The 25,545-nt window shown below is 47.5% G+C and carries 16 protein-coding genes; 3 read left to right on the top strand and 13 right to left on the bottom strand.

The window, feature by feature from the left end; genetic code table 11:
* Nucleotides 1-110 precede the first annotated feature (110 nt).
* Both AC5YB3_RS07325 and AC5YB3_RS07330 read right to left on the bottom strand, forming a co-directional pair.
* The gene (locus AC5YB3_RS07325) at nucleotides 111-1,580 is read right to left on the bottom strand and encodes an inorganic phosphate transporter (RefSeq protein WP_126493529.1); all 1,470 of its coding nucleotides are present in this window, start codon (nucleotides 1,578-1,580) and stop codon (nucleotides 111-113) included.
* Between the two features lie 248 nt (nucleotides 1,581-1,828).
* Entirely contained in the window at nucleotides 1,829-2,644 is an 816-nt protein-coding gene (locus AC5YB3_RS07330; RefSeq protein WP_006080397.1) for an AraC family transcriptional regulator, read from the bottom strand.
* Between the two features lie 84 nt (nucleotides 2,645-2,728).
* Between AC5YB3_RS07330 and AC5YB3_RS07335 the strand changes: the two genes are divergently transcribed.
* Complete coding sequence (locus tag AC5YB3_RS07335; RefSeq protein ID WP_494526864.1) at nucleotides 2,729-3,445, top strand: type 1 glutamine amidotransferase; 717 nt, start codon at nucleotides 2,729-2,731, stop codon at nucleotides 3,443-3,445.
* A gap of 97 nt (nucleotides 3,446-3,542) precedes the next feature.
* Here the strand turns inward: AC5YB3_RS07335 and AC5YB3_RS07340 are convergent, their stop codons facing one another.
* The 6 genes from AC5YB3_RS07340 to prfB all read right to left on the bottom strand — a co-directional run bounded on the left by AC5YB3_RS07340 (nucleotide 3,543) and on the right by prfB (nucleotide 13,571).
* The gene (locus AC5YB3_RS07340; protein ID WP_494526865.1) at nucleotides 3,543-5,231 is read right to left on the bottom strand and encodes an OpgD/OpgG family glucan biosynthesis protein; all 1,689 of its coding nucleotides are present in this window, start codon (nucleotides 5,229-5,231) and stop codon (nucleotides 3,543-3,545) included.
* 450 nt (nucleotides 5,232-5,681) lie between these two features.
* The gene (locus AC5YB3_RS07345; RefSeq protein ID WP_012090074.1) at nucleotides 5,682-6,116 is read right to left on the bottom strand and encodes a PaaI family thioesterase; all 435 of its coding nucleotides are present in this window, start codon (nucleotides 6,114-6,116) and stop codon (nucleotides 5,682-5,684) included.
* Nucleotides 6,117-6,300: 184 nt separating this feature from the next.
* Nucleotides 6,301-8,466, bottom strand: coding sequence for a catalase/peroxidase HPI (gene katG, locus AC5YB3_RS07350; RefSeq protein ID WP_494526866.1), 2,166 nt, complete (start codon nucleotides 8,464-8,466; stop codon nucleotides 6,301-6,303).
* Between the two features lie 311 nt (nucleotides 8,467-8,777).
* Complete coding sequence (locus tag AC5YB3_RS07355) at nucleotides 8,778-10,250, bottom strand: carbon starvation CstA family protein (RefSeq protein ID WP_411356863.1); 1,473 nt, start codon at nucleotides 10,248-10,250, stop codon at nucleotides 8,778-8,780.
* A 691-nt stretch (nucleotides 10,251-10,941) separates the two neighbouring features.
* Entirely contained in the window at nucleotides 10,942-12,444 is a 1,503-nt protein-coding gene (lysS, locus tag AC5YB3_RS07360) for a lysine--tRNA ligase (protein ID WP_006080389.1), read from the bottom strand.
* A gap of 28 nt (nucleotides 12,445-12,472) precedes the next feature.
* A protein-coding gene (gene prfB / locus AC5YB3_RS07365) for a peptide chain release factor 2 (RefSeq protein ID WP_006080387.1) occupies nucleotides 12,473-13,571 on the bottom strand; the annotation gives its coding sequence in 2 pieces (ribosomal slippage) (nucleotides 12,473-13,495 and nucleotides 13,497-13,571; 1,098 coding nt in all).
* Between the two features lie 538 nt (nucleotides 13,572-14,109).
* Here prfB and fdhF point away from each other — a divergent pair.
* Nucleotides 14,110-18,387 (top strand): formate dehydrogenase subunit alpha, encoded by a 4,278-nt coding sequence (gene fdhF, locus AC5YB3_RS07370; RefSeq protein WP_494526867.1) that lies wholly within the window; start codon nucleotides 14,110-14,112, stop codon nucleotides 18,385-18,387.
* Nucleotides 18,388-18,563: 176 nt separating this feature from the next.
* Here the strand turns inward: fdhF and AC5YB3_RS07375 are convergent, their stop codons facing one another.
* The 5 genes from AC5YB3_RS07375 to ohrR form a co-directional block, all read right to left on the bottom strand.
* Nucleotides 18,564-20,228 carry a methyl-accepting chemotaxis protein gene (locus AC5YB3_RS07375; RefSeq protein WP_259524386.1) on the bottom strand — a complete coding sequence of 555 codons (1,665 nt, stop codon included), beginning with the start codon at nucleotides 20,226-20,228 and terminating at the stop codon, nucleotides 18,564-18,566.
* A 126-nt stretch (nucleotides 20,229-20,354) separates the two neighbouring features.
* Nucleotides 20,355-21,503 carry a chromate efflux transporter gene (chrA, locus tag AC5YB3_RS07380; protein ID WP_494526868.1) on the bottom strand — a complete coding sequence of 383 codons (1,149 nt, stop codon included), beginning with the start codon at nucleotides 21,501-21,503 and terminating at the stop codon, nucleotides 20,355-20,357.
* Nucleotides 21,504-21,703: 200 nt separating this feature from the next.
* A complete protein-coding gene (rlmC, locus tag AC5YB3_RS07385; RefSeq protein ID WP_012090080.1) occupies nucleotides 21,704-22,876 on the bottom strand; it encodes a 23S rRNA (uracil(747)-C(5))-methyltransferase RlmC in 1,173 nt (390 codons plus the stop codon).
* Nucleotides 22,877-22,983: 107 nt separating this feature from the next.
* Complete coding sequence (locus tag AC5YB3_RS07390; RefSeq protein WP_012090081.1) at nucleotides 22,984-24,159, bottom strand: glycerol-3-phosphate dehydrogenase/oxidase; 1,176 nt, start codon at nucleotides 24,157-24,159, stop codon at nucleotides 22,984-22,986.
* A gap of 133 nt (nucleotides 24,160-24,292) precedes the next feature.
* Nucleotides 24,293-24,790, bottom strand: a complete 498-nt coding sequence (gene ohrR / locus AC5YB3_RS07395; RefSeq protein ID WP_012090082.1) for a transcriptional regulator OhrR — start codon at nucleotides 24,788-24,790, stop codon at nucleotides 24,293-24,295.
* Between the two features lie 138 nt (nucleotides 24,791-24,928).
* On the opposite strand from ohrR, the gene ohr reads away from it, so the two are divergent.
* Nucleotides 24,929-25,354 (top strand): organic hydroperoxide reductase Ohr, encoded by a 426-nt coding sequence (gene ohr / locus AC5YB3_RS07400; RefSeq protein WP_006080380.1) that lies wholly within the window; start codon nucleotides 24,929-24,931, stop codon nucleotides 25,352-25,354.
* The last annotated feature ends 191 nt before the right edge of the window (nucleotides 25,355-25,545 follow it).

The raw sequence follows: 25,545 nt of genomic DNA on the forward strand, positions 1-25,545 counted from the left end.
ACTCAACTCTAACAAGATGGCTTAGGTCATTATCGCGGAAAACGGCACTGAACCTAAAAGCCAAGCGCTCAAGGCTTGGCTATGTGAGTATTCAACTTGGGTATTCTTGGCTAACCCCAAAGTGCATTGGCAAGGATAAACACGCACGCAGAGAGCAACATAGTAATAGGAAGCGTCAGCAGCCAAGCGAGCATGATTTGCTTAATTGTTTGGATCTGTAGCCCCGAACGATTAGCCACCATAGTGCCCGCAACGGCGGAAGATAAAATATGAGTCGTCGACACAGGCATGCCCGTCATACTGGCAATCCCAATCGATACGGCAGCGGTGACCTGTGCGGCAATGCCTTGGCTGTAGGTCATACTCGATGAACCAATTTTCTCCCCCACGGTATACACAATCCGTCGCCAGCCCACTAACGTGCCGCAACCCAGCGCAGTCGCAATGGCAATAATCACCCAAAGAGGCGCATATTCAGTGGTGCGGGTGAGATCCTTGCGCCATTTAGCCAATGAGGTTAGATCTTTCGCGGGGAGCTCTAACTTCGCCACTTGGCGAGCAGTATCATCGATACACAGGAGTAATCGTCGCACCTCGCGCCGCTCTTGTACATCCATGTCTTTGTAAGTCGAGACTTTTGCCAAGCGGCGGTCAAGTAGCGACATCGCAGGTAATACATTTTCAGATGAGCAATGCGCCAGCATATATTCGGGGACGTTTGCTGAAGCGCTAAAGTCGATCACATCCGCGATCACGGCTTGGTTACGATCGTAAATCGCCATAATGCGCCGATTGGCATCTTGAGTTCGTTCCAAATCATAGGGTTGACTGCCCATGTCCAAGGCAAAATACGCCGGAGCCATACAAATCAGCACTAGCATCACTAGACCTATACCCTTCTGGCCATCGTTCGAACCATGGGCAAAACTCACCCCCATAGCAGAGACAATTAAACTCGCCCTTGCCCAAAATGGCGGGTGTTTTTTGCCATTAATCTGCATCTGCTCATCGGGAGTGCGGTGAATTTTATGTTTCTGCCAGACGTATTTCATGATGAGTAGAAAAATCCCCGCCATCACAAAGCCTAAGGTCGGCGAAATGATTAAGGACAACATGATCTGCGAGGCTTTAGAGACATTAATACCCTGCAAGATAGGCTGATGATTCATCCAAGCGAACGCGCCGCCTACGCCCATTATCGAGCCAATCAAGGTATGGGAACTCGATGCCGGTATACCAAAATACCAAGTGCCTAAGTTCCAGATAATTGCCGAAAACAGCAGGGAAAAGACCATCAACAAACCTTGGGTCGAATCCATGCCGAGCAAGGAATCTACGGGCAACAAATGCACTATCGCATAGGCCACACCTAAGCCACCTAGTAGCACACCCGCAAAGTTAAAGAGCGCAGAAGTAACAACTGCAAGATTGGCTGGCATAGCCTTGGTATAGATAACCGTAGCCACCGCATTGGCCGTATCGTGGAAGCCATTAATGAATTCATATGCCAATACAAACAGTATCGCAAGCACTAAACCCACAGACCAAGCAAAGCCTAACGTTGTGAACATTTCAAACATAAAATACTGACCCATGGCGAGAACGCCCACAGATTACGCCCAAGTTTGGCCTCTTTTACAGTGAAAAATTATTTAGATTGTCAAAAAGTGAATTAGTCCTCAATAACTCAGTAGCATGCTTGCAATTAACACTGGCTTGATTTTATTCGGCCAAATGAATATCTGTGCTGCTAAAAGGTGTAAAGCATTGATTAAATGTTAAATAATCAAACTAAAAATAGTGTTAAACGCCATAAATCGTAACAGGGTTATATCCCATGATCGCCTAACCGAAATCGCTGTGGCGTCATCCCAAAACGCTCCTTGAAAGCTTTGATATAGGATGAATCATTTTGATAACCGATTTGGTGGGCCACATTTTGTATTGATAGGTCAGTAGCCAATAACGACAGCGAATAGATCAGCCGCAAATGTTGACGCCATAATACGAATGAAGAACCAAACTCCCTCACAAATAGCCTCGACAATGTTCGTTCCGATGCCCCAACCCTCTCTCCCCATTTCACTAAAGAGAAATCTAAAGCTGGCGTTTGGGTTAAATGCTCAAAAATCAATTTTAAGCGCCTATCTTGGGGTATCAGTAACTTAAAAGTCTGTCCTCCCGCACTATTAATTTGATCGTATAGCACCTCAAGCAAACGCAGTATTGGCGCCTGAACCATTGGCTCAACATTTATTGGGGTATTAAAAGCACATTGTTTTCTGAGTGTTAACACTAACTCCCTTAGAAAAGCACTCATAGCGACGGGTTTAATCATGGCACCATAATCTCGACCATACATAGGATTCAGATAGACGCCAATAAAGCAGGTATCTGTAATCGCAACAGACTCATGTATCACCCCTGCTGGCACAAAAAGCGCTGTGGTATGGGGAACTAAAAACAGTGCGCCATCTGCCTCTGTCTGTAACAGGCCTTGAAGTGGAAAAATAAGCTGATGCCAACAGTGCTGGTGTAAAACATCCACATAACCCTTCTGCATCTCAATCGTTTTTACAAAAGAAGGCATATTAGGCGCTTGCTCAATAATGGCGTTAATCGAATCGAGTTGGCGACTTAGCATTATTACTTGTCCATATAACGTTATTCAGCCAAATAAAAAGGATTGTAGCATAGCGTTATCCCATAAATGACACAGGAAAACTCAATGCAGATTCATTGCATTATCCATGAAAGCTATGAAGGTCCAGGCTATTTTAGCGATTGGGCCGCAAGTAAAAACTACAAAATGAGCTTTAGCAGAGTCTATCTAGGTGAAGCTTTACCCGACAATAGTGATGGTTTTGATCTGTTAATTATCCTCGGTGGCCCCCAGTCTCCCGCGACATGCCAAAGTGATTGTCCATATTTTGATAGCCAAGCAGAACAAAGACTTATCAGGCAAGCTATCCAGACAAATAAAGCCGTTGTGGGGGTTTGTCTTGGGGCACAGTTAATAGGCGAAGCATTAGGTGCCCGTTATCAAAAGAGTCCACATGCCGAGATTGGTTACTTCCCCATTGAACTAACTGCGGCAGGAAGAAGTGATATTAGCCTTAAGTCATTTTCGACAACTGAAGTGGTCGGCCACTGGCATAACGACATGCCAGGCCTCACTCCCGATTGCGAAGTGCTCGCCACAAGTGAAGCTTGCCCACGGCAAATTATACGTTACACACATTTAGTTTTTGGATTTCAATGCCATCTTGAATTTATCAGTAGCCAATTAACACCATTAATTGCCCAAGAAAGTGCTTTTTCTAGCACACAGAAAATACCCTATATTCAAAGCCCTGAGTTCATACTGGGGCAATCAACGACTCGAATGAATCAGTTGCTGGGGCATTTTTTAGATAATCTAGTCTTAGCCTATCAAGCCGTATAAACCCAAAAACCTGCAGAGGCAGGATTAAGTGAGCTAAGCCAAAACAAAAACGCCAGCTAACTTAGCTGGCGTTTTAGATTAATAACTCACAAATCGCTTATTGCAGATGACCCGCATTATGCAATTCACGATCATCCTTTGCAGGCGGATTCCACTGATACATCCAAGTTTCAGACAATGGCTGGCCATCGACTTCTAAATAGACTCTCAGGTTAATCGGCTCAGTGCCGTCTCCGGGTGGCACTACGTCAAACATAGCGCGGTAACCATTAATGGACGCTAGAGGACGGGCAGATTCAATTTCGACTTTGCCTTCAGATGCAGTGATCACAGCTTTTACTTGGGTGTCTTTGCCTATCATAGGCAAAGTGCCGCCCGCGAAATCCACCACAAAACGCTTACTGTAGTATTTGCGTTTCTGGCCAACTACGCCGCCAATCCCGGTGAAGGTATCAACAACGCGAGCACGGGGTGATTGAACCGGTGGAATGCCGCCCCAATACATGTTGTAGCTATACAACAGCTCTTGACCCGGAACAATCGGCTCAGCAGGATTCCAGAAAGCCACTATGTTATCGAAGGTTTCATCCAGTGTTGGAATTTCAACTAACTGCACCGAACCTTTGCCCCAACTGCTGGTTGGTTCAATCCACAGGCTTGGGCGTTTATCGTAAAACACGCCGTCATCCTGATAGTGATCGAAGTTACGGTCACGTTGCAGTAAACCAAAACCTTTTGGATTTTCATCGCTATAGGCGTTGAATCGCAGGTTTTCTGGGTTACCTAGCGGACGCCAAATCCATTCACCATTACCCGTGTGCATGGCTAAGCCATCGGTATCATGGATTTCTGGACGCCAGTCGTAACCGGTGCGGCGATCGTTCTCACCCACCATAAACATACTGGTCAATGGCGCTACGCCTAAACGTTCAATCGCTTTACGTGGATAAACAGCCACATCCACCTTCATTTTTAAACGCTCACCCGGCTCGATATCGAAACGGTAAGCACCTGTCACACTCGGAGAGTCTAATAAGGCATACACAGTCGTGATGTTCGATCCTGGTTTAGGTTTTTCTAACCAGAAGTCGGTGAACATTGGAAACTCTTCAGGTTTTGGCAGCGCAGTATCCACTGCTAAACCACGAGCCGACAGGCCGTATTGCATCTCATGACCCACAGCGCGGAAATAGCTGGCGCCAAGGAAAGCGACAACGTCACGTTCCCAATCGGTATTGAACTGCATACGGAAACCCGCAAAGCCAAGATCCTTAGGCAACTGACTGCCTTTCACCTTTGACTTGCCGTAATCGAACATAGAAGGCGAATAGTCGATTAACTTAGCCTTGCCTTCATTCAACTCATAGATGTGAATTGGCGTGTCGAAATACAGCCCTAGGTGGAACAGCTCGGCACGAAACTCCGAGTCCTGATCGCGCCACAGTGCGGCTTTCTTCTTGAAGTGGAATTGTTGGTAATCATCCCAGCTCATGCCCTGAAGGCTTTTAGGCAATTCGCCTTTATGGCTTTCATAGGGTTGTGCAGCCATAGTACGGGCATAGCCCTTAAGCCAAGCGTAACTGAACTCTTCACCTTCTTGTGGTGACGCCTGCTTACCCGCCGCACACGCCGAAAGACTCAGCAATACGCTACAGGTTAACAATACGCTGCCAACCATGCGCTGCAAACGGCCGCGACGAGAGGAGGATTGGGCTTCAATCGAAGGTACTGTCACCATCGATTGTTGGTAAACGTTTCTTTGTTCGGGAAATAAATTGGATTGCATAAGCAGACTCTGAATTGGTGTAACTTCCTGACACTTCCCTGCAAATCTAACCAAATTGCAGTGATGGCCCTGTGGAGAACTGTTGATGACAGAGGTAACAATACAGCGATCAGCAACAATTCGCCAGAATCTAGCATACTTTCTGTCGAATGGAATATCGCATGCTAGCTATTTTCAATCTTGAAACCTATTTATGAAAATATGATTAAAAAATTCCGTTATTTACTGAATTAACATCTATATAAATCCTTACAGCTAACAAGGCAATTACCGATTTGATTGCTGGTGCTAGCGCGATGTTTGATTGCAGATGCTAGCGCTCAGATTCGGCATGAGTTAACTAATCAATCCATGGCTTAAACTCGAAGAGGCCGTATCGCCGCAGCACGCGATGGAAAAGCCAAGGCAAAGTGCAACACAGATAAGATTGCATGAGCGTATTGAATCGGTTTACGGCCTTAAAATCATGCAAGTCGCCGTGGCGGTAGCCAGTAATTTTCCATCCTGCGTTTTTAGCGTGCCTTCCGAAATCCCTAAGGACTTAGACAGATTAATCACTCTGCCCTCGGCCACTAACACTTGATGCTTAGGCACAGGTCGAATCATTTTAATATTCAAATCGATAGTACCGTAACCCACACCCGCTTCAAGCAATGTATGCACGGCGCAACCTGTAACCGAATCCAGTACAGTGGCAGCGAAACCACCATGAACGCCGCCCAGCGGATTCAGATGCTTATCATCGGCTGTCGCATGAAACAGCACTGAACCTTCTTCGGCTTGAACCAAGGACATAGGCATAGTCTGGGTGATCGAAGGTGCGGGCAGTTCGCCCTTTGCCATCGCCTGTAAAATAGCTAAACCCGACATTTGCTGAATGTTCATATTCCTATCCTAAATTGATAAACACCATTACAGATTAATAAAAATGACCGCGTAACCACAGAGGGTTAGGCGATCATTTGACTGACAATCCACTTAAGCGCTAAGCCAACCTTCAACACGACAAGGCTGAAATTGGATCCATTAACCACTAAAATAAGACTAACAATATCAGTTAAAGCTAGGCTCAGCGGAGATCAAACCTGTCTAAGTTCATCACCTTAGTCCAAGCCGCGATAAAGTCATCGATAAATCGCAGCTGTGCATCGCTGCTCGCGTACACTTCTGCAAGCGCACGTAGCTGCGAGTTAGAACCAAAGATCAAATCAACCCGCGACGCCGTCCATTTGGGCTGGCCGCTAACGCGATCCACGCCCTCAAACCTATCTTCCGCTTTTGAGGTGGGTTTCCACGTCGTGCCCATATCCAGTAAGTTAACGAAAAAGTCGTTGGTCAAAAACTCAGGACGCGCGGTCAATACACCCGTTTTAGATTGATCAGCGTTAGTATCTAACACCCGCAATCCACCGATGAGTACCGTCATTTCCGGTGCAGTTAAGGTCAGTAATTGTGCCCTATCGACCAATAACTCCTCCGCAGATACCGAAAATTGAGTGGGATGATAATTTCTAAAGCCATCGGCGACCGGTTCCAGTACCGCAAAAGATTCCACATCCGTTTGCGCTTGCGTGGCATCCATACGACCTGGCGCAAATGGAATGGTCACTTCAACCCCCGCATTTCTGGCCGCTTGGTCAATACCGACACAACCTGCCAGCACAATCAAATCAGCAAGGGAGATTTTTTTACCGCCTTTGTTGAACTCAGACTGAATACTCTCAAGTACTTTCAGCACCTTAGCAAGTTGTTCAGGCTGGTTCACTGGCCAATCTTTTTGCGGCGCGAGGCGAATTCGGGCCCCGTTCGCACCACCGCGCATATCAGAACCACGGTAGGTCGAAGCAGAGGCCCAAGCAGTTGATACTACTTCTGAAATCGTTAATCCAGAGCCAATAATCTTAAGTTTAAGATCCGTTATATCCTGCTCATCAACCAAGGGATGATCAACCGCTGGGATGGGATCTTGCCAAAGAAACGCTTCTGCTGGCACTTCAGGACCCAAATAGCGTGTACATGGCCCCATATCCCTGTGCGTCAGCTTGTACCAAGCCTTTGCAAAGATCTCAGCAAACTCATCAGGATTTTCAAAGAGTCGACGCGATATTTTCTCGTAATCAGGGTCGAAGATCAGTGCAAGGTCAGTGGTTAACATGGCCGGCACATGGCGTTTTGAGGCGTCGTGCGCATCGGGAATCACCCCTTTACCCGCACCATTTTTAGGTATCCACTGATGGGCGCCCGCAGGGCTCTTAGTCAGTTCCCATTCATAACCGAATAGATTTTCAAAGAAATTATTACTCCATTGGGTTGGCGTTGAGGTCCAAGTCACTTCAAGACCACTGGAAATAGCATCGCCACCTTTACCGCTTTTGTAGCTACTCTTCCAGCCTAGCCCTTGCTGCTCAATACTAGCGGCTTCAGGCTCAGGCCCGACTAATGCCGCGTCACCAGCCCCATGGGTTTTACCGAAAGTATGGCCACCGGCAATCAGCGCCACAGTTTCTTCATCATTCATCGCCATACGGGCAAAGGTTTCGCGAATATCAACGGCGGCAGCGAAGGGATCGGGATCGCCATTGGGTCCTTCTGGGTTGACGTAAATCAGCCCCATTTGCACTGCGGCGAGGGGATCTTCAAGATCCCGTTCACCAGAATAACGCTTATCGTCTAACCACTTATCTTCGGCTCCCCAGTAGATATCGGCTTCGGGTTCCCAAATATCCACCCGCCCACCGGCAAAACCTAAGGTTTTGAATCCCATAGATTCCAGCGCGACATTGCCCGTGAGGATTATCAAATCGGCCCAGGAGATTTTATTGCCATATTTTTGCTTTATCGGCCAGATAAGCCTGCGGGCTTTATCGAGGCTGACGTTGTCAGGCCAGCTATTTAACGGCGCGAAACGTTGATTACCACTGCCCGCTCCGCCGCGCCCATCACCAGTGCGATAGGTGCCAGCGCTGTGCCAAGCCATACGAATAAATAGTGGTCCATAGTGGCCAAAGTCCGCTGGCCACCAGTCCTGTGAATCAGTCATTAATGCGAGGAGGTCTTGCTTTACCGCGGCCAAATCGAGGGATTTAAAGGCTTCAGCATAATTGAAGTCATCACCCATAGGATTCGACAAGGAAGAGTGCTGGTGCAGAATATCGAGCCGCAGCTGTTTAGGCCACCAATCTCGATTCGTGGTGCCACCAGCAGAATGATGCATAGGACATTTGTTCTCAGACATAACGTGCTCTCCTTCTGTTCGCAAAAAATATTCAAATAAATAAAAACTAAATGACTTTTGCTGCATGTTTGTACTGCATAACGTTCTCTATCACCGACTAATCGTTTCAATAGAGAAACAAAAACCAGTCTAACGACCTTACCTTACCTCTAGATGAAACGCGATGAATCATCCCATTAAATAATGTTCAGCAAACATTCCCCTTTATAAATTATGATATTAAAGGATAGTCAAGTTACTGCGGATCATAAAAAAACAAGGGCTGCAAAATGCAGCCCTTGTGTCTATCGGGTCCAACTAAGCGTAACGGACTATTTCACGTCTGCCACAAGTTTGCGGCGGTTGTGCGCAATGATCAGCGCAATTAAACAGATAACCCCGACTGCGATACCCACAGGCTGGCTCAAAGGTTGTGGTAAACCAAGACCAATACCCGCAGTCATAATGTAAGAAACTGTGACACTGGTGCCACCAATGGCTGGCAGGCTGACAATCCAATGGAAGGTCCCGCGATCGAACAAATACTTAGTCGCTAACCACAATACACTGGTTGATAGCAGCATATTTGAGAAGGCAAAGTAGCGCCAAATCAAGGAGAAATCGATCTTCGTCATAAAGTACGCAATCGTGAGAATAGGTACCGCGACAAGTAAACGATTACGCATGCTTTGCGGAATATGGAAGGCGTCGATAATCGTCAGTCGCAACGAACGGAACGCGGTATCACCAGAGGTGATCGGGAAGATAGCCACGGCCACAATCGCCATAATGCCGCCCACCACACCGAGATAAGTCGTCGCCACTTGGTTAACCACTAAACCTGGGCCACCTTGGTCGAGCAGACTCTTAAGCTCAACATAACCACCAGGGAAAGCCGCAATACCGGCCGTTGCCCATACACAAGCAACAATACCTTCAGCAACCATAGCGCCATAGTACACGGGACGCACATACTTCTCGTTGGTCAAACAACGGGCCATGATAGGCGCTTGGGTCGAGTGGAAACCACTAATCGCACCACAGGTAATAGTCACAAACAACAGTGGCCATACTGGTAAGCCGTCTGGATTTGGCTCAAGTAACTCGTTGTTGTAGTGGCTGTGATCAAAATAAGCAAACACATCACCCATTTCAGGTAACTGCGGCGCATTGAGCATCAGGGCAACTGCGATAGAAACCGTCATCACTATCATCAACAAACCAAATGCGGGATACAGTTTAGTGATGATTTTATCGATCGGCAGCATAGTCGCCAAAAAGTAATAGGCTAAAATCACTAACACCCAGAAGGTGTTATTGCCAAAGATGGTGTCTTTGAAATAATCGAGATTACTCAGCAAACCTGCTGGGCTCATGATAAAGACCACGCCCACAAAAAACAGTAGCATGGCGGTAAACAGCAACATCACGCCTTTAAAGTAGATGTTAAAGTAGTGACCAGCGATCTCAGGCAAACTCTTACCGTCTTCTTTAATGCTGAGCACGCCAGAAAAATAATCGTGCACCGCGCCGCCAATAATGTTCCCCAACACAATCCACACTAAGGCAATGGGACCGTACAAGGCACCGAGGATCGGACCAAAAATAGGCCCCACACCCGCAACATTGAGGAATTGGATCAGAAACGCTTTAGCTGGATGAACAGGCACATAATCAACACCATCTTCGAATTTTGCCTGTGGCGTCTTAGCTTTAGGATCGATACCCGCTTGACGTTCAACAAAGGGGCTATAAAACTTGTATGCAAGCACTAAGAGTGCGATACAAATAAAGAAAATTAACATTATTTAATTATCCATACTTTAGTAGGAGGTGATTTAATGGAGAGTTTCATTGAGTTAGCTACTGAGGTCAAGCAACACACTATTAGACTAATGTCGGGTTGATTATCTGAAACAGCCACAGGAGTGGGTATAGCTGAATAAATGCGTTTGAAAATAGTTCATCGTACTGTTTATAACGTCAGTGATGCAGCCTGCTATTTTGGCATTCACTGATTGCCGCGTCTTAACCCCTTCATCTAGGTCTTCACGTAAATATTCTCTACCAATAATGAAATGAACACAGCCAATATCGTGTGTAACTGGTGACTGGATGCCCGCAGCTTGGCGAGTGTTTCCTGACATCGCAATATGAAACCCCAAGTTAAAGCCACAATCGACACTCACAAACTAAACCCGCAATCTACACTACAATCGATAGTCACAACCTGAAACTCACATGCCACTTGATGATGTTCATCTAACCTATTTTTAGGTCACTAATAGCTCGACTCTAGCACGCATCATTTTTAGCTATTTTAGAAAACAAAAAACCAGCCAAATGGCTGGTTCTTTTAGGGGGCATTCATCACTGTGATGGTTTGGTTATACCTAAATCAATCACTGCAAACTTAACCTGTTACGACTTACTAAAAGTCGCGTGGCTAAGAGCTAATGCAAGAAGATATACGACGAAATGCCTGGTTCGACTGCATTACGCCTGTGGGCGCATCGCTGGGAACAGGATCACGTCACGGATAGTATGAGTGTTAGTGAACAACATCACTAAACGGTCGATACCAATACCTTGACCTGCCGTGGGTGGCAAACCGTGCTCTAGTGCAGTGATATAGTCTGCATCGTAGAACATAGCTTCATCGTCGCCGGCATCTTTCGCGTCAACCTGTGCTTTAAAGCGGTTGTCTTGATCTTCAGCATCGTTCAGCTCGCTAAAGCCGTTAGCCACTTCGCGGCCACCGATGAAGAATTCGAAACGGTCAGTGATGAAATGGTTGTCATCATTACGACGTGCCAATGGTGAAATGTCCGCTGGGTAGCCAGTGATGAACGTTGGTTGCATCAATTGCCATTCAGCAGTTTCACCGAAGATTTCTTCAAGCAGCTGACCACAAGTCCAGAACTTCTCAATCTTCATGCCTAAGCTTTTCGCTAAATCACGCATGAATTCAACATCTTTCACTTGCTCATAGGTCATCGCTTGGATAGTGGCGTTATCAGGATTGTACTTCTGAATCGCTTCTAACATGCTTAAACGTGCGTATGGGCCGCCGAAATCGACTGTGTGCTCACCGTATGGCATTTGCGCACTGCCGAGCAGTTCGATAGCAATCGAGCTGAGCATTTCTTCGGTGAGGTCCATTAGATCTTTGTAGTCTGCATAAGCCATATAGAATTCCATCATAGTGAATTCTGGGTTATGACGTGGCGACAGACCTTCGTTACGGAAGTTACGGTTGATTTCGAACACACGCTCAAAACCACCAACCACTAAACGCTTCAGGTATAATTCTGGCGCGATACGCAGGTACATTGGCATGTCTAAGGCGTTGTGATGAGTGATGAAAGGACGGGCCGAAGCACCACCTGGGATCACGTGCATCATAGGGGTTTCAACTTCCATGAACTCTTTTTTGATCATGAAGTTACGGATTGCAGAAACCACTTTAGAACGCATGATGAAAGCATTGCGTGAATCTTCGTTAACGATCAGATCCACGTAACGTTGACGGTAGCGCATTTCTTGATCGGCGAGACCATAATAGTCCGCAGGCAATGGACGCAGTGCTTTGGTCAGTAGCTCGTACTGCTCCATGTTGACGTATAAGTCGCCTTTGCCAGACAAGTGCAGCTGACCGGTTACACCGATAATGTCACCGATATCCAGACCTTGAAAACGCTCTTTCAAATCAGCTTGTACGCTTTTTTCAGCATAGGCTTGAATACGGCCAGACACGTCTTGGATCACTAAGAAAGGACCACGTTTTGCCATGATGCGGCCAGCAATGCTGGTCTTAAAACCTAAGGCTTCAAGTTCTTCTTTAGTGTTTTGACCATACTGTGCTTGCAGTTCAGCCGCTTTATGGGTGCGACGGAAGGTATTTGGATGCGCATTAGCACTACAGTTTGGGCGGATGCTTTCTAGCTTGGCACGGCGCTCGGCGATCAGTTTGTTCTCATCAATTACTTGTTCAGTCATCTTATTTCTCGTCTATACCTTGAATTAATTACAGCCCAGATTTCAAACTGGCTTCGATAAACTTATCCAGATCGCCATCGAGTACCGCTTGAGTGCTACGGTTTTCAACGCCTGTGCGTAAGTCTTTAATGCGGGCATCGTCTAATACATAAGAGCGAATTTGACTGCCCCAGCCGATATCAGACTTAGCGTCTTCAGCGGCCTGTTTGTCGGCATTTTGCTTGAGCATTTCTAACTCAAACAGTTTTGCTTTCAGCTGCTTCATCGCAGCATCTTTGTTCTTGTGCTGTGAACGGTCGTTCTGACACTGCACGACTGTGTTAGTCGGTAAGTGGGTAATACGAATCGCCGATTCTGTTTTGTTAACGTGCTGACCACCCGCGCCCGAAGCGCGGTAAGTGTCGATACGCAGATCCGATGGGTTGATATCGATTGTGATATCGTCGTCGATTTCTGGATAAACGAACACAGAGCAGAATGACGTATGACGACGACCCGATGAGTCGAATGGCGACTTACGCACTAAGCGGTGCACGCCCGTTTCGGTACGTAACCAACCAAACGCATATTCGCCAGTGAACTTAATGGTCGCGCCTTTAATACCGGCCACGTCACCATCGGTCACTTCCATCAACTCTGGGCTAAAACCATGGGCTTCGCCCCAACGCAGGTACATACGCAGCACCATGTTGGCCCAATCTTGGGCTTCGGTACCACCACTGCCAGACTGAATGTCTAAATAACAGTTTGACGCATCTTGCGGGCCGGAGAACATACGGCGGAATTCGAGATCGGCAAGGCGGCTTTCTAGATAATCCAGCTCTTTACTGGTTTCGTTGAACGTGTCTTCGTCTTCCTCTTCAATAGCCAGCTCGAGTAAGCCTTCAACATCTTCAAGACCTGAGTCCATATCGTCTATGGTTTTGACCACAGCTTCTAGGCTGGCGCGCTCTTTGCCTAAGGCTTGGGCGCGCTCTGGGTCGTTCCACACTTCTGAACTTTCAAGCTCACGGGTAACTTCTTCTAGACGCTCATTTTTGGCATCGTAGTCAAAGATACCCCCTAAGAAGCTGCGTGCGCTCGGCAAGCTCCTTAATTTTGAATTTTACTGGATTAACTTCAAACATGAATTTTCAACTTTCTTTATTTGGCCGCTTTAATTGATCTTCCACTAAAAGAGGCGATGATTAACAGTATTTGCAACCGCGCATTTTAACCTAACCAGGCTGGTAAACCTAGGGGGGCACTGTTCATTAAATGGGATAACAAGGATTATTTTCCGGCCTAAAAGACCACATTGCCACAGCCGAGACTAACAAAAAGCGCAGAGTTAAGACTGTGATCTTACTTAAATTTAGCCAAGCCAAGTGATTCAGTAGGCCAAACGCGGCCCAAAGTACCACTTACCTGCCAAGAAAACATTCGTAATATCAATGAAATTACCACTAAAAAGCCCAAATACCACCAACCTAATCACGGCTAAATTCGAACAAACATTCATCAGCGCACAGTCTGCACTAGGTTTGTGATTCAAGCTGCAATTCTGTTGCAAACTTCCCTCGCCCATAAGCGTCTTCTAAAGCTGTCTAGGTATACTCGAAGCAACCTAAGCCTGCAGCCCCGCGCTATAGCAGCTAAGCACCCTACATATAAAAAGGCCATGGGATGATAGAACTTCGAATTGATGACCAAGTGTTGTCGGTTAACCCGACCGATAACCTACTGCAAGTGGCACATGCCGCGGGCATAGCCATACCCAGCTTATGTGATCCCAGCGCGGCCTCGCAGCAATTAGGCACTCATGCACACACTCACGCACAAGCAGACAAGCAAGCCTGCAATTTGTGTGTCGTCCAAATTGAAAATGCCGATGCCAGTTTGCGCTGCGTACGCGCCTGTGAAACGTCCGCCACCGTCGGCATGCGAGTCATAACTCAGTCTGAATTCTTAAGCCAAACACGCAAACAAGCACTGACAGCGATCTTGAGCGATCATTTTGCCGATTGCGAAGCCCCCTGCCAACAGGCATGCCCTGCGGGCGTCGATGTGCAGAGTTACCTGTATCACATCGCCCAAGGCAACCATAATGAAGCCGTAAAAGTCATTAAACAAACCTTGCCACTGCCGCTATCTATTGGCCGAGTTTGCCCCGCTTTTTGTGAGGCGCAATGTCGCCGCGGACTGGTCGATGAGCCCATCGCCATTCGTCAACTCAAACGCCACGCAGCCGATCTCGATCTCGCCGATGGCGAAAAAGGCGGCACGAGTTATGTGCCGCCACGCCAAGCCGACACGGGCAAAAAAGTCGCGATTATTGGGGCGGGCCCAGCAGGATTAAGTGCAGGATATTACTTATCAAACCAAGGCCATAGCGTTGAGATATTCGAAGCTATGCCACAGGCAGGTGGCTGGCTGCGCTATGGCATTCCTGAATATCGTTTACCTAAGGCGATACTCGATAAAGAAATCGCACTCTTGTGCCATAACGGCTTAACCATACACACAGAAACGCGCCTCGGCCATGAGGTGCATTTAAATCAATTAGTTGAAGATTTCGATGCCGTCTGTCTTGCTATTGGCGCCCAAAAAGCCGTGCCTATGGATTATCCCGGCAGCACGCTCAAAGGTTGTTACTTAGGCGTTGATTATTTAAAAGATCATTGCCTCGACAAGACACTCGTACTGGGCGAAAAAGTCGCCGTCATTGGTGGCGGCAATACGGCTATTGATTGCGCCCGCACTGCGGTGCGTGAAGGCTGCGATGTCACCTTAATTTACCGTCGCACCCGCGCAGAAATGCCCGCAGAAGCTTACGAAGTACACGAGGCCGAAGTTGAAGGGGTGAAGTTTCATTTTTTAACCAATCCGCTTGAAAACCATAGCGATGAGCAAGGCAGAGTCCACGCCGTCACCTTTGCCAAAATGGCGCTCGGCGAAGCCGATACCTCTGGCAGACGCGCTCCCGTTGATACCGGTGAAACCTTTACTCAGGATTTTGATACTGTGATAGCCGCAGTATCGCAAACTCCCGACATGAGTTTTATGCAAGATCCCGCGAGTCCTTTAAGCCAAGGCACACTTGCCCTTAGCCGCTGGAATACCTTCATTGGCTGCGAGCACACTATGTCATCCGGGGTTGAAAAACTCTTTGTGGTGGGGGATGCGCGCCGTGGTCCTGCCACCGCAGTTGCCGCCATAGGTGATGGCTATAAAGCCGCCATAGCCATAGATAAATTACTCAAAAAAGGCCTAAGTTGCGAGCTGCATGCCAATGCATTTAATTCCGCTAAAGCCATCAGCAAAGCGGTAACACAAGGCTTGCCCGCAACCGATCTTTATCCCGCCGTACCGCGTAAAGCCCGTTTAACCATGCCCGAGCTGAGTGCGGTGCAGCGTTTACTGAACTACGGCAAAGTCGAGCTAGGCTTTGCTCCCGATGCCGCCATGCAAGAGGCCGCGCGATGCCTCGAATGCGCCTGCCAAGCCAATACTGATTGTAAATTAAGGGACTATGCGACCGACTACCATGTCGAACCTAAGTCACTCAACACTCAAAGCGCGCGCAAGTTTTCGGTCGATAAATCGAGTCCGTTCATTCAATTTGATGCAAATCGTTGTATTAGCTGCGGTAAGTGCGTCGATATTTGCCAGTTGCAGAGTGGCCATTGTGCGATTCAATTTGCCCATGATTCCTATCAAGCACTGCCGCAAGACCTAAGCGAAACCGCCACGCGCCGCGCACCGAGAGTCGGCTTTAGCGCCAGCATGGCCGACAGCAAATGTGTGCAATGCGGCAACTGTGTACAAGTTTGTCCAACGGGTGCACTCGTCGATGCGCGGGATAAACGCCAAGGCGATGAAACGCCACTCAAAACCGCCTCAACGATTTGTACCTATTGCGGCGTAGGCTGTCGGCTCGACCTTAAAATCAATGCCAGCACGAATCAGATCCGACATATCGAAGGCAATAAAGAGTCTGTGGTTAACCAAGGCATGTTATGTGTGAAAGGCCGGTTTGGTTTCGATTTTATTCACAGTGAAAAACGCCTCACCACGCCACTCATTCGTAAAAATGGCCAGCTCACGCCAAGTAGTTGGCCTGAAGCCATCGCCTATGTGGCCGAACATTTACAGCAAATAAAACAGCAACATGGCAGCAATGCACTGGCAAGTTTGGCCTCGGCAAAAGCCACCAATGAAGAAAACTTCCTGCTGCAAAAATTTGTCAGAAGCATACTCGGCACCAATAACATCGACCACTGCGCTCGTCTGTGTCATTCATCCACTGTCACAGGCCTGCAGCAGAGTATTGGTAGTGGCGCTATGACCAATGACATTCCGAGCATTCAAGCATCGGATGTGATTTTTATCATAGGCTCAGACACCAGCAGCGCCCACCCGATCATTGCCTCGAAAATCAAACAAGCCGTGGCTTTGCATGGTGCAAAATTAATGGTGGCCGATCCTAAACGTGTCGCCATTGCCGACAGTGCACAGCTCTATGTCGCCCACAGACCCGGCACTGACGTCATGCTACTCAATGCGATTATGGCGGAAATCATCCGCAACGACTGGCAGGATAAAAGCTACATTGCCGCACGCACCGAAGGCGTGGATGCCCTCTACGCTGAACTCGCAAAAGCAGATTACAGTCTAAAAAACGCGGCCTTGATAACTGGCGTTACAGCCGAAGATATAGCCTGTATCGCCCGCACCATAGGCACGGCCGATAAAACCGCAATCTACTATGCCATGGGCATTACTCAGCACACGACGGGACACGATAATGTCACCGCCATATCCAATCTACAACTTCTGTGCGGCAATATTGGGGTTGAAGGTGCGGGGATTAACCCACTTCGTGGACAAAGTAATGTGCAAGGTGCCTGCGACATGGGCGCTCTGCCCAACTTCTTTAGTGGTTACCAAAAAGTCACCGACATTCATGCAAGAATGCGTTTCGAGGCACATTGGCAAACGCCGTTATCGGGGGAGATTGGCGTAACAGCAACCCACATGATGCATGATATTTCCAAAGGGAAAATCAAAGCTTTGTATGTGATGGGCGAAAACCCCGTATTAAGCGATCCTGACCAAGCCCATGTGCTTAGGGCCCTTAACGCTATCGACTTTTTAGTGGTGCAGGACATCTTCCTCACCGAAACTGCCGAGCTTGCCGATGTGGTTCTGCCCGCCGCCGCGTTTGTCGAAAAACGCGGTCATTTCACTAACACAGAACGGCGAGTGCAGCGACTCGAACAGGCCCTGTTACCGCCAGGCGAAGCCCTGCCCGATTGGCAAATTGTCCAAGCCATTGCCAATGCGATGGGCGCCGCTTGGGATTACCCCAATGAAGAAGCGATTTGGCAGGAAATCAATGAGCTGACACCACAATATCGTGGCATTACTTGGCAGCGATTAAACACTGGAGATGACGGCAAAATTCCCCAAGGCATTCAATGGCCTTGTCCAGATGCAACCCATCCGGGAACGCCTATCATGCACCAAAATCAATTCACCCGCGGCTTAGGTAAGTTCACGCCTGTGAGTTATCGCTTACCCGCAGAAATGCCCTGCAGTGAGTACCCGCTCACCCTCTCAACCGGACGTTTACTGGAACAGTTCCACACAGGCACCTTAACCCGTAAAACAGCGGGGCTCGACTTACTCGGCTCGCCTAAAGTGATGATTTCAGTCTATGACGCTGAGCAACTCGGGATAGGCAATGGCGATAAAATCAAACTCACTACCCGTCGCGGCGAAATTGAAATCGACGCCTTTGTGACGAAAAGAGCCCAAGCAGGCGTGCTATTCCTGCCCTTCCATTTTGTTGAGGCTGCTGCGAATAAACTCACCATCAATGCGCTCGATCCTGTGGCCTTTATCCCAGAATATAAGGTCTGCTCGGTGAGGGTAGAACGGGTTGCCGAGAAGATTGATTAAAGGAAGTGAGCTAAGGTGAATGGGTTAACGTGCATTGGCTAAAGTGGATTGGCTAACACGAGTTAGCTTGGATGAATTAACTAAACTGAATTAACGGTTAACGCTTTAAAAAATAAACGAGCCAAATAAAAAACGGGAGACCTTAAGTCTCCCGTTTTTTATTTAGATTGATGTAATTAAATCCTAAACTGTCCCACTAATTTACCTAAGTTAATACCTTCCTCTGATACCGTCAGACTCACTCTGGCCGCATCTTCACTGGAGTGCAGTAGCTCATTCACAATCTCTTGGATGGCATACACGTTACGGTTAATTTCTTCGGTCACTGAGCTTTGCTCTGTCGCCGCTGCCGCAATTTGGGTACTCATGTCGTTAATCGCAGTCACAGCCGAAGTCACTGAACCCAGACTGTCGGAAATCGTGCGAGAAGAATCCACCGAACGCACGCAGCTTTGTTGACTCTCTTCCATCGCTTTCACGGCTTGGGTCACTAGCTTATGTAATGCCGATAACATCTCATTGATTTCTAACGTACTGGCTTGAGTGCGGCTGGCTAAGTTACGCACCTCATCGGCGACCACAGCAAAACCTCGGCCCTGTTCACCGGCACGGGCCGCTTCGATGGCGGCGTTTAATGCCAATAGGTTGGTCTGCTCGGCAATACCACCAATCACTGACAGTACGCTGTTGATTTTCTGGGATTGCTCGCTGAGTGATTTGATACTGCCCGCCGCATTATTGATTTGCGACATTAAAGACGCAATCTCCTCAAGCGAAGCATCAACACAGCGCTGGGCATTAGCCACATCGCCCGTTGCTGCGTGGGTCGCCTCAGCCACTTGAGTGGTATTTTTTGCCACTTCGTTAGCGGTGGACGACATCTCAGTAATCGCCGTCACCACCTGATCGGTTTCATTGTTATGACTGACTAACTGACTCGACATAACTTTAGTTTGCGCATGAATCGCATTAGCCGCTGTTTTCACTTTAGCGGTCGCCGTCGCCACATCGCCGATGATATTTTGCAGCTTATCGACAAAGAGGTTAAAGGAACGTCCAAGTTGAGCGATTTCGTCCTCCCCTTTTACGGCGAGTCGTTTGGTTAAATCCCCTTCGCCCTTAGCGATATCATTCAAGTTATCAGCCATATTCTTGATTGGCACGACCATACGGTGGGCAGCGATCATGATGATAAAGCCAGTAATACCCGTAAGGAACAGTGCTATCAGTAAAATGGCGAAGGATTTATCTGCCATTTGTTCTGTCACTGTGGCGCGATATTCCTCAACAACGGCATCGATATCATCGATATAGGCCCCAGTACCTAACATCCAGTCTGTGCCTGGGATCATCATGGCGTAGCTGATCTTCTCAATCTGCTCATTGGTATTAGGTTTTTGATAGTAGTAGGAGAAACTACCATCGCCACGTTTAGCGGCGTCGAGCAGGCCGACGATAATTTTAGTGCCGCGGGGATCTGTCATATCAATCTTATTTTGCCCTTCTAAACTTGGGATTAGGGCATGAAAGATATTTTTACCTTGAGAGTCATACATGAAAAAGTAACCTGCGCTACCGAAACGTATGTCTCTGAGTGCTTGATTCACATTGCCTTGCTCTTTTAGTGATAATTGATAATTCACTATGCCTGCGGCAATTTCGGTGGCTTCTTTAATTTGTTGTTTACGCTCACCGACGAGCTTAGTTTTAAAAGTGACCACTTCAGCGGCAAGTGCATCTTGTTCGACATAATAGGAAACCGACATCAATATGAGTAATGCGAGGATCAAAGGGAACAGCGATAGCAATAGTAATTTATTGCGTAAACTCAACTTAGACATGCTTGAATGCTCCAAAGGAATACAACTTGTATCTTTGGAGTATAGCTAACATTGTTATTTCTCTATGCGCTTAAAGTAACAAAATCTTAATCTTGCTCAAGAAATCTGCAATTAATCGCCCTCAGTTCAAAATACATTTAGCAAGATCCCACACAAGCTAAAGCCTAAAACCAGCACCAGCATGGGTGGTTTAAATAACTTCAATGCACCAAAACCGAGCAATACCAAGGCCATATCTTTGCCCGAGAATACCGCCTGAGAAAAAACCGGTTGGTAAAGTGCAGCCGCGAGTAAGCCAACAACGCAGGCATTGACGCCAGCTATCGCACCAGCAATTTTCGGTCTTGCCGCAATCGCATGCCAACTTTTCAGGCCCACCAGCATAAGGAGAAATCCGGGTAAAAAAATGGCCGCAGTCGCGATGCAAGCCCCCATGAAAGGTTTATCTAGCATGACTTCGGCGCCTAAAAAGGTCGCGAATGTGAACATAGGCCCAGGCACAGCTTGGGCAAAGGCATAACCCGTCAGAAAACGATCGCCGCCTATGGTATCGCCCACTGCTGTTTCTAGCAGAGGTAGCACAACATGACCGCCACCGAACACTAAACTCCCTACGCGGTAAAACTCGCTGAAGATCCAAGCCTCAGGTCCGAAATCCACCATAAAAAAACTGCCGATGAGCAGCACGAAAAAGAGCAGTAAATAGAGATAATTCAAGCGAATCGGTGCAAGCGGCGCAGTGTCATCTTGCGTCGCACTCAATTTATAAATACCGATAGTCGCAGCGCCGAGTAACAGCAGGATTTGCGTCCACATAAATGGCGCAATCAAAATCGCCGCAGCACTGACGAGCATCAGCAAACGGGCGGATTTGCGTTGGCAGTATTGTTTAAACATGGCAAAAACGGCATCGGCAACCACAACGACGGCCATTAACTTAAGCCCATAAATCATCCCTTGAACATAATAATTAGCGAGCCACGCCGACGTTGTTACCGCCAGTAAGTACATCAAAATAAAGGAAGGTAGCGTAAAACCAGTAAAGGCTGCAAGCGCACCCACCAGCCCGCCTCTTTGATAACCAATGGCAAAGCCCACTTGGCTCGACCCTGGCCCCGGCATAAATTGGCTTAAGGCGACGAGACTGGCGTAACGCTTATCATCGAGCCAACCGAGTTCATTAACAAAGGTCTGGCGAAAATAACCAATGTGCGCCGCAGGTCCGCCAAAACTCATCAAGCCTAAGGTAAAAAAGCGTAGGAAAATCTGTAGCATAAATCGCCGCCATTCAATGCATAAAGTGCTGAAGATTATGCCACTAAAAAGACATTTTGATGAAGTTTCACGCGAGCAACGCAGATAAAAGCATAACAAGGGCCCCACACAGCAGAGCCCTTAAGATAGTTTGAGCGGATTTCAAGAATAATAAAGCGAGTAAGAACAAATTCTTACTGATAAATTGATGGGCTAAAAGATTAATCCTTCACCAACATAGCTAAGACTTCAAAATGATCCGTATGGGGAAACAAATCAAATAGCTGCACCTTGGTTAAGTGATAACCTTGAATATGCTCAAGATCTTTCGCTAAGGTTTTGGGATTACAGCTGGAATAGAGAATCGCCTTAGGCGCAAACTCGCTTAATGACTGGCATAAAGCCTCGCCAATGCCACGCCTTGGCGGATTAACAATGATCAAATCCGGCTTATCGGCAGCACTTTTGCCCTTGGCAAAGTCGGTGGAATCGAGCGCCATAAATTGCACGTTTTCGAGCCCCATCATTTGCGCTGACATTTGCGCGCAGGCAATCGCCTCGGCTTCAATTTCAATCCCTGTGAGTGTAATGTCATTGGATGCGCAGTGCAGTCCGAAACCGCCGACGCCACAAAACAGATCCCATAACGAGCGAGGAGAAAACTCGGCAACCCAATCACGGGCGGTTTGATATAACTGAGCCGCAACCTGCGGATTGGTCTGGAAAAAACTCTTAGGCCGAATGAACAAAGGCACATGATTAAAACGTTCTTCGAGACGGGTATTCTCAGTTAAAAAAATCTCTTCATCGCCCTCAAGTATCGCCATATGAATCGGTTGAATATTGACTGACACGACTTTTATTTGCGGATATTCCGCCAATAATGCTGGTAATTCGCGTTCGATACGTTCAATGCCATTGTGTGATCGCAGCACAAAACGCAGCAGATATTCGCCGCGCACTTGGCTGCGTGTCAGCAGAATAAACTTAAGCTCGCCCTTGGCTTTATCAACCCGATAGGGAGGAAGCCCCGCCTGCTGCACAAAGCGGGTTAAACGGTGCAACAAGGCTTGCATATCACCGGGATATAACAGGCAGTCGCAAAGATCTACCGCCTCACCACTTGGGCTTACAATCCCTAACACGGGTTCATGGGCGGCGCCGAGTACTACCATTTTGGCTTTATTACGAAAGCCGCTGTCATCGCCAGTAATGGGAGGCAGAAAAAGTTCTGCCGAATTTGCGGGAATAAAAGGCGCGAGTAATTGCTGTAACGTTTGGGTTTTAACCGCTACTTGCTGCGCTAGAGGCTGCTGAATATGCCGGCAAGAAAGGCACTGACCTTGATTAAAATAACCACATTGCTTAACGGCATTCACAATAGCAGCACTCACGACAGATCCTAGATTCAGTAAAAAAGCGCCACACTGTAGCGGTTTTACGGGTAAAAATCATCTCGAAACGCACTCAACCAGTACCAAGGGCGCAATTTTAGGTTTATTCAAGACAAGCTGAGTTTATCAACATCGGCAATCGCCTCGCGCTTACCAAGGGCCGTTTCAATCCATTCAAGTACTTCTGCCGAGGTGCTGCGAAACGTCGTTAACTTACCGCCGTATAAACTGAGGATGCGCGGATGGGAAATTGATGTTTTCATCAAGGTATCCCGCGGGCGCTCAAAGGCTTGGCTATTTTGCTTTGGTAAAACCCGAATGCCGCAGAAGGTTTGAGTTATCTTTGTCTTAAGCTCATCAATCTCCGGCGTTAGCGGGAAGTAATGCTTATAAATACCAAGCAGATAATTAATTTCAGACTCAGTCGCTTCGGGTGGTTTATCTAAAGAAGCCAGTTCCGTTTCTGTGGTGCCAACCAAAGTTTGCCCATACCAAGGCATCACAAATATGACCCGCTTATCGAAGCAAGACTCTAAATACAAGATGCCATCGGGCGCAGGAATATCCAGTAGCACATGGGCGCCTTGCACCCAATCGAGTTCAACACCAGCTAGTGGAGGCAAGACTTTGCTTAAAACCGCATTCACCCAAGGGCCGGCAGCATTGATCACTAGACTCGCTTCGGCTTTATGGATTTCGCCCCCGTGGCTAAAACTCAGCTCACAAGTTTCGCGCCTATGTTCCAGCTCAAAAAATTCAGCCTCGGCATAGACTTCGGCGCCCAGTGCCTGCGCGCTGCGCGCCACCGCTTGAGTTAACAACTTATCGTCGGTCTGCGCATCCCAATACTGAAACACCGCCTTTAATCCTTTGAGTTTCAATCCTTTAAAACGATGCCAATGCACGGCAGGCACAGACACAAATTGGCCCAAGGGATCAAACTCACTCAGCAGCGCATACATGCTTAAGCCCGCGCGAATAGTCCAGGGACTGCGCTGACTGTTGTCATACACTGGAATATAAAAAGGCACAGCTTTAACCAGAGTGGGCGCAAGATTGAGTAAATGGCGCCGTTCAAGCAAGGACTTACGGACTAAATTGATTTGCCCCGTTTCTAAATAGCGTAAGCCGCCATGGATAAGCTTGCTGGAATTAGCCGAGGTTTGGCCGCCAATTTCGCCCTTTTCAATCAGCAAGGTGGAATAGCCCGCCGCTGCCGCATATTGGGCAATGCCGACACCGCTGATCCCACCGCCAATAATGGCTATATCGAAACTGGCCATAACTCACTCTCGCTAACGTTCCATAGACGACCGACCTACTGAGCCTTATGCATTCAATCAAGCTCAGTCGAACAGCTAATAAGCGTTAATATGTCAATAAGTTAGTCTTAGATCAAATCTCGACGATAAGAGTTTAATCAATACTGGCATGTAATTGTTTAAGTGCTTGATCGCACATGGCCTTTAAGGCTTGTAACTCGCTCGCCTCACCGCCGACTTTGCAACGCATCAAGTGAGGGATTTCACTTGCCTGCGTTTTGAGGGCAATTCCTGCGGCCGTTAACGCGAGCACTCTCACGCGCTCATCCTGTTCGCTGCGACCACGAGTCACTAATCCCTTGGATTCTAACCGCTTTAGCAATGGCGTTAACGTGCCTGAATCGAGGAAGAGTTTATCCCCTAAGGTTTTGACACTAATGCCCTGCTCTTCCCATAACACTAGCATGACCAAGTATTGCGGATAGGTTAGATCCAATTTATCTAACAAAGGGCGATAGGCTCGCACCATAGCATTCGCGGCGCTGTAAAGTGAGAAGCACACTTGGTTTTCAAGGCATAAGGCATTATCTGCACTGGTATTTTCGGCCATATCGACAGGATTAACACGCATGTTGGGTTGAGTTGTTGCCATAGGAAGATCCGACAAATTAAATATATTGTGCACAATATACTTGCATTCACACCAAAGATCGAATTATAGTTTATCACAATTGAATTGCGCACAATTCAAATCAATTTACTTAATCCTTAATCTAAGAAGGTCAATATTATGAAAACACTTTATGAAACACGTGCCACAGCAAAAGCGGGTCGTCAGGGTCAAGTTAGCACTGATGATGGTTTACTGGATGTGGCGTTAGCCTATCCAAAAGCCATGGGCGGTAGCGGACTTGCCACTAACCCAGAACAACTGTTTGCCGCAGGTTATGCTGCCTGTTTCTCAAACGCCGTTTTGCATGTCGCTAAAATCGGCAAAGTGGATATTACCGAAGCGCCAGTCAGTGCGGTTGTTGGCATAGGTGCCAATGATGCCGGCGGTTTTGCATTAGCGGTTGCTTTAGAAGTTAGCTTAGATTTACCGCAAGAAGCCGCTGAAGCATTAGTGCGTCATGCGCATCAAGTTTGTCCATACTCGAACGCTACACGTAATAATATCGACGTGAAACTGAGCGTAAATGGCGTAGCGTTAGGTTAACCCCATCATCGAGCCAGCAATAAAGCACCTTATGTTATATAGGGTGCTTTATCTTTATTAATCAATAACGATTCTGGCAGAGTCAGTACTACTCAGATTGTAAAAGCCTATATGAGAGCCGCTGTGTAAGTCGTTGTGAAAGCGGCTAACCGCAGTTCAGAATCAGCCTGAGAGTGGCAAACCTAATAATA

The sequence above is a fragment of the Shewanella sp. 1311 genome (assembly GCF_059338235.1).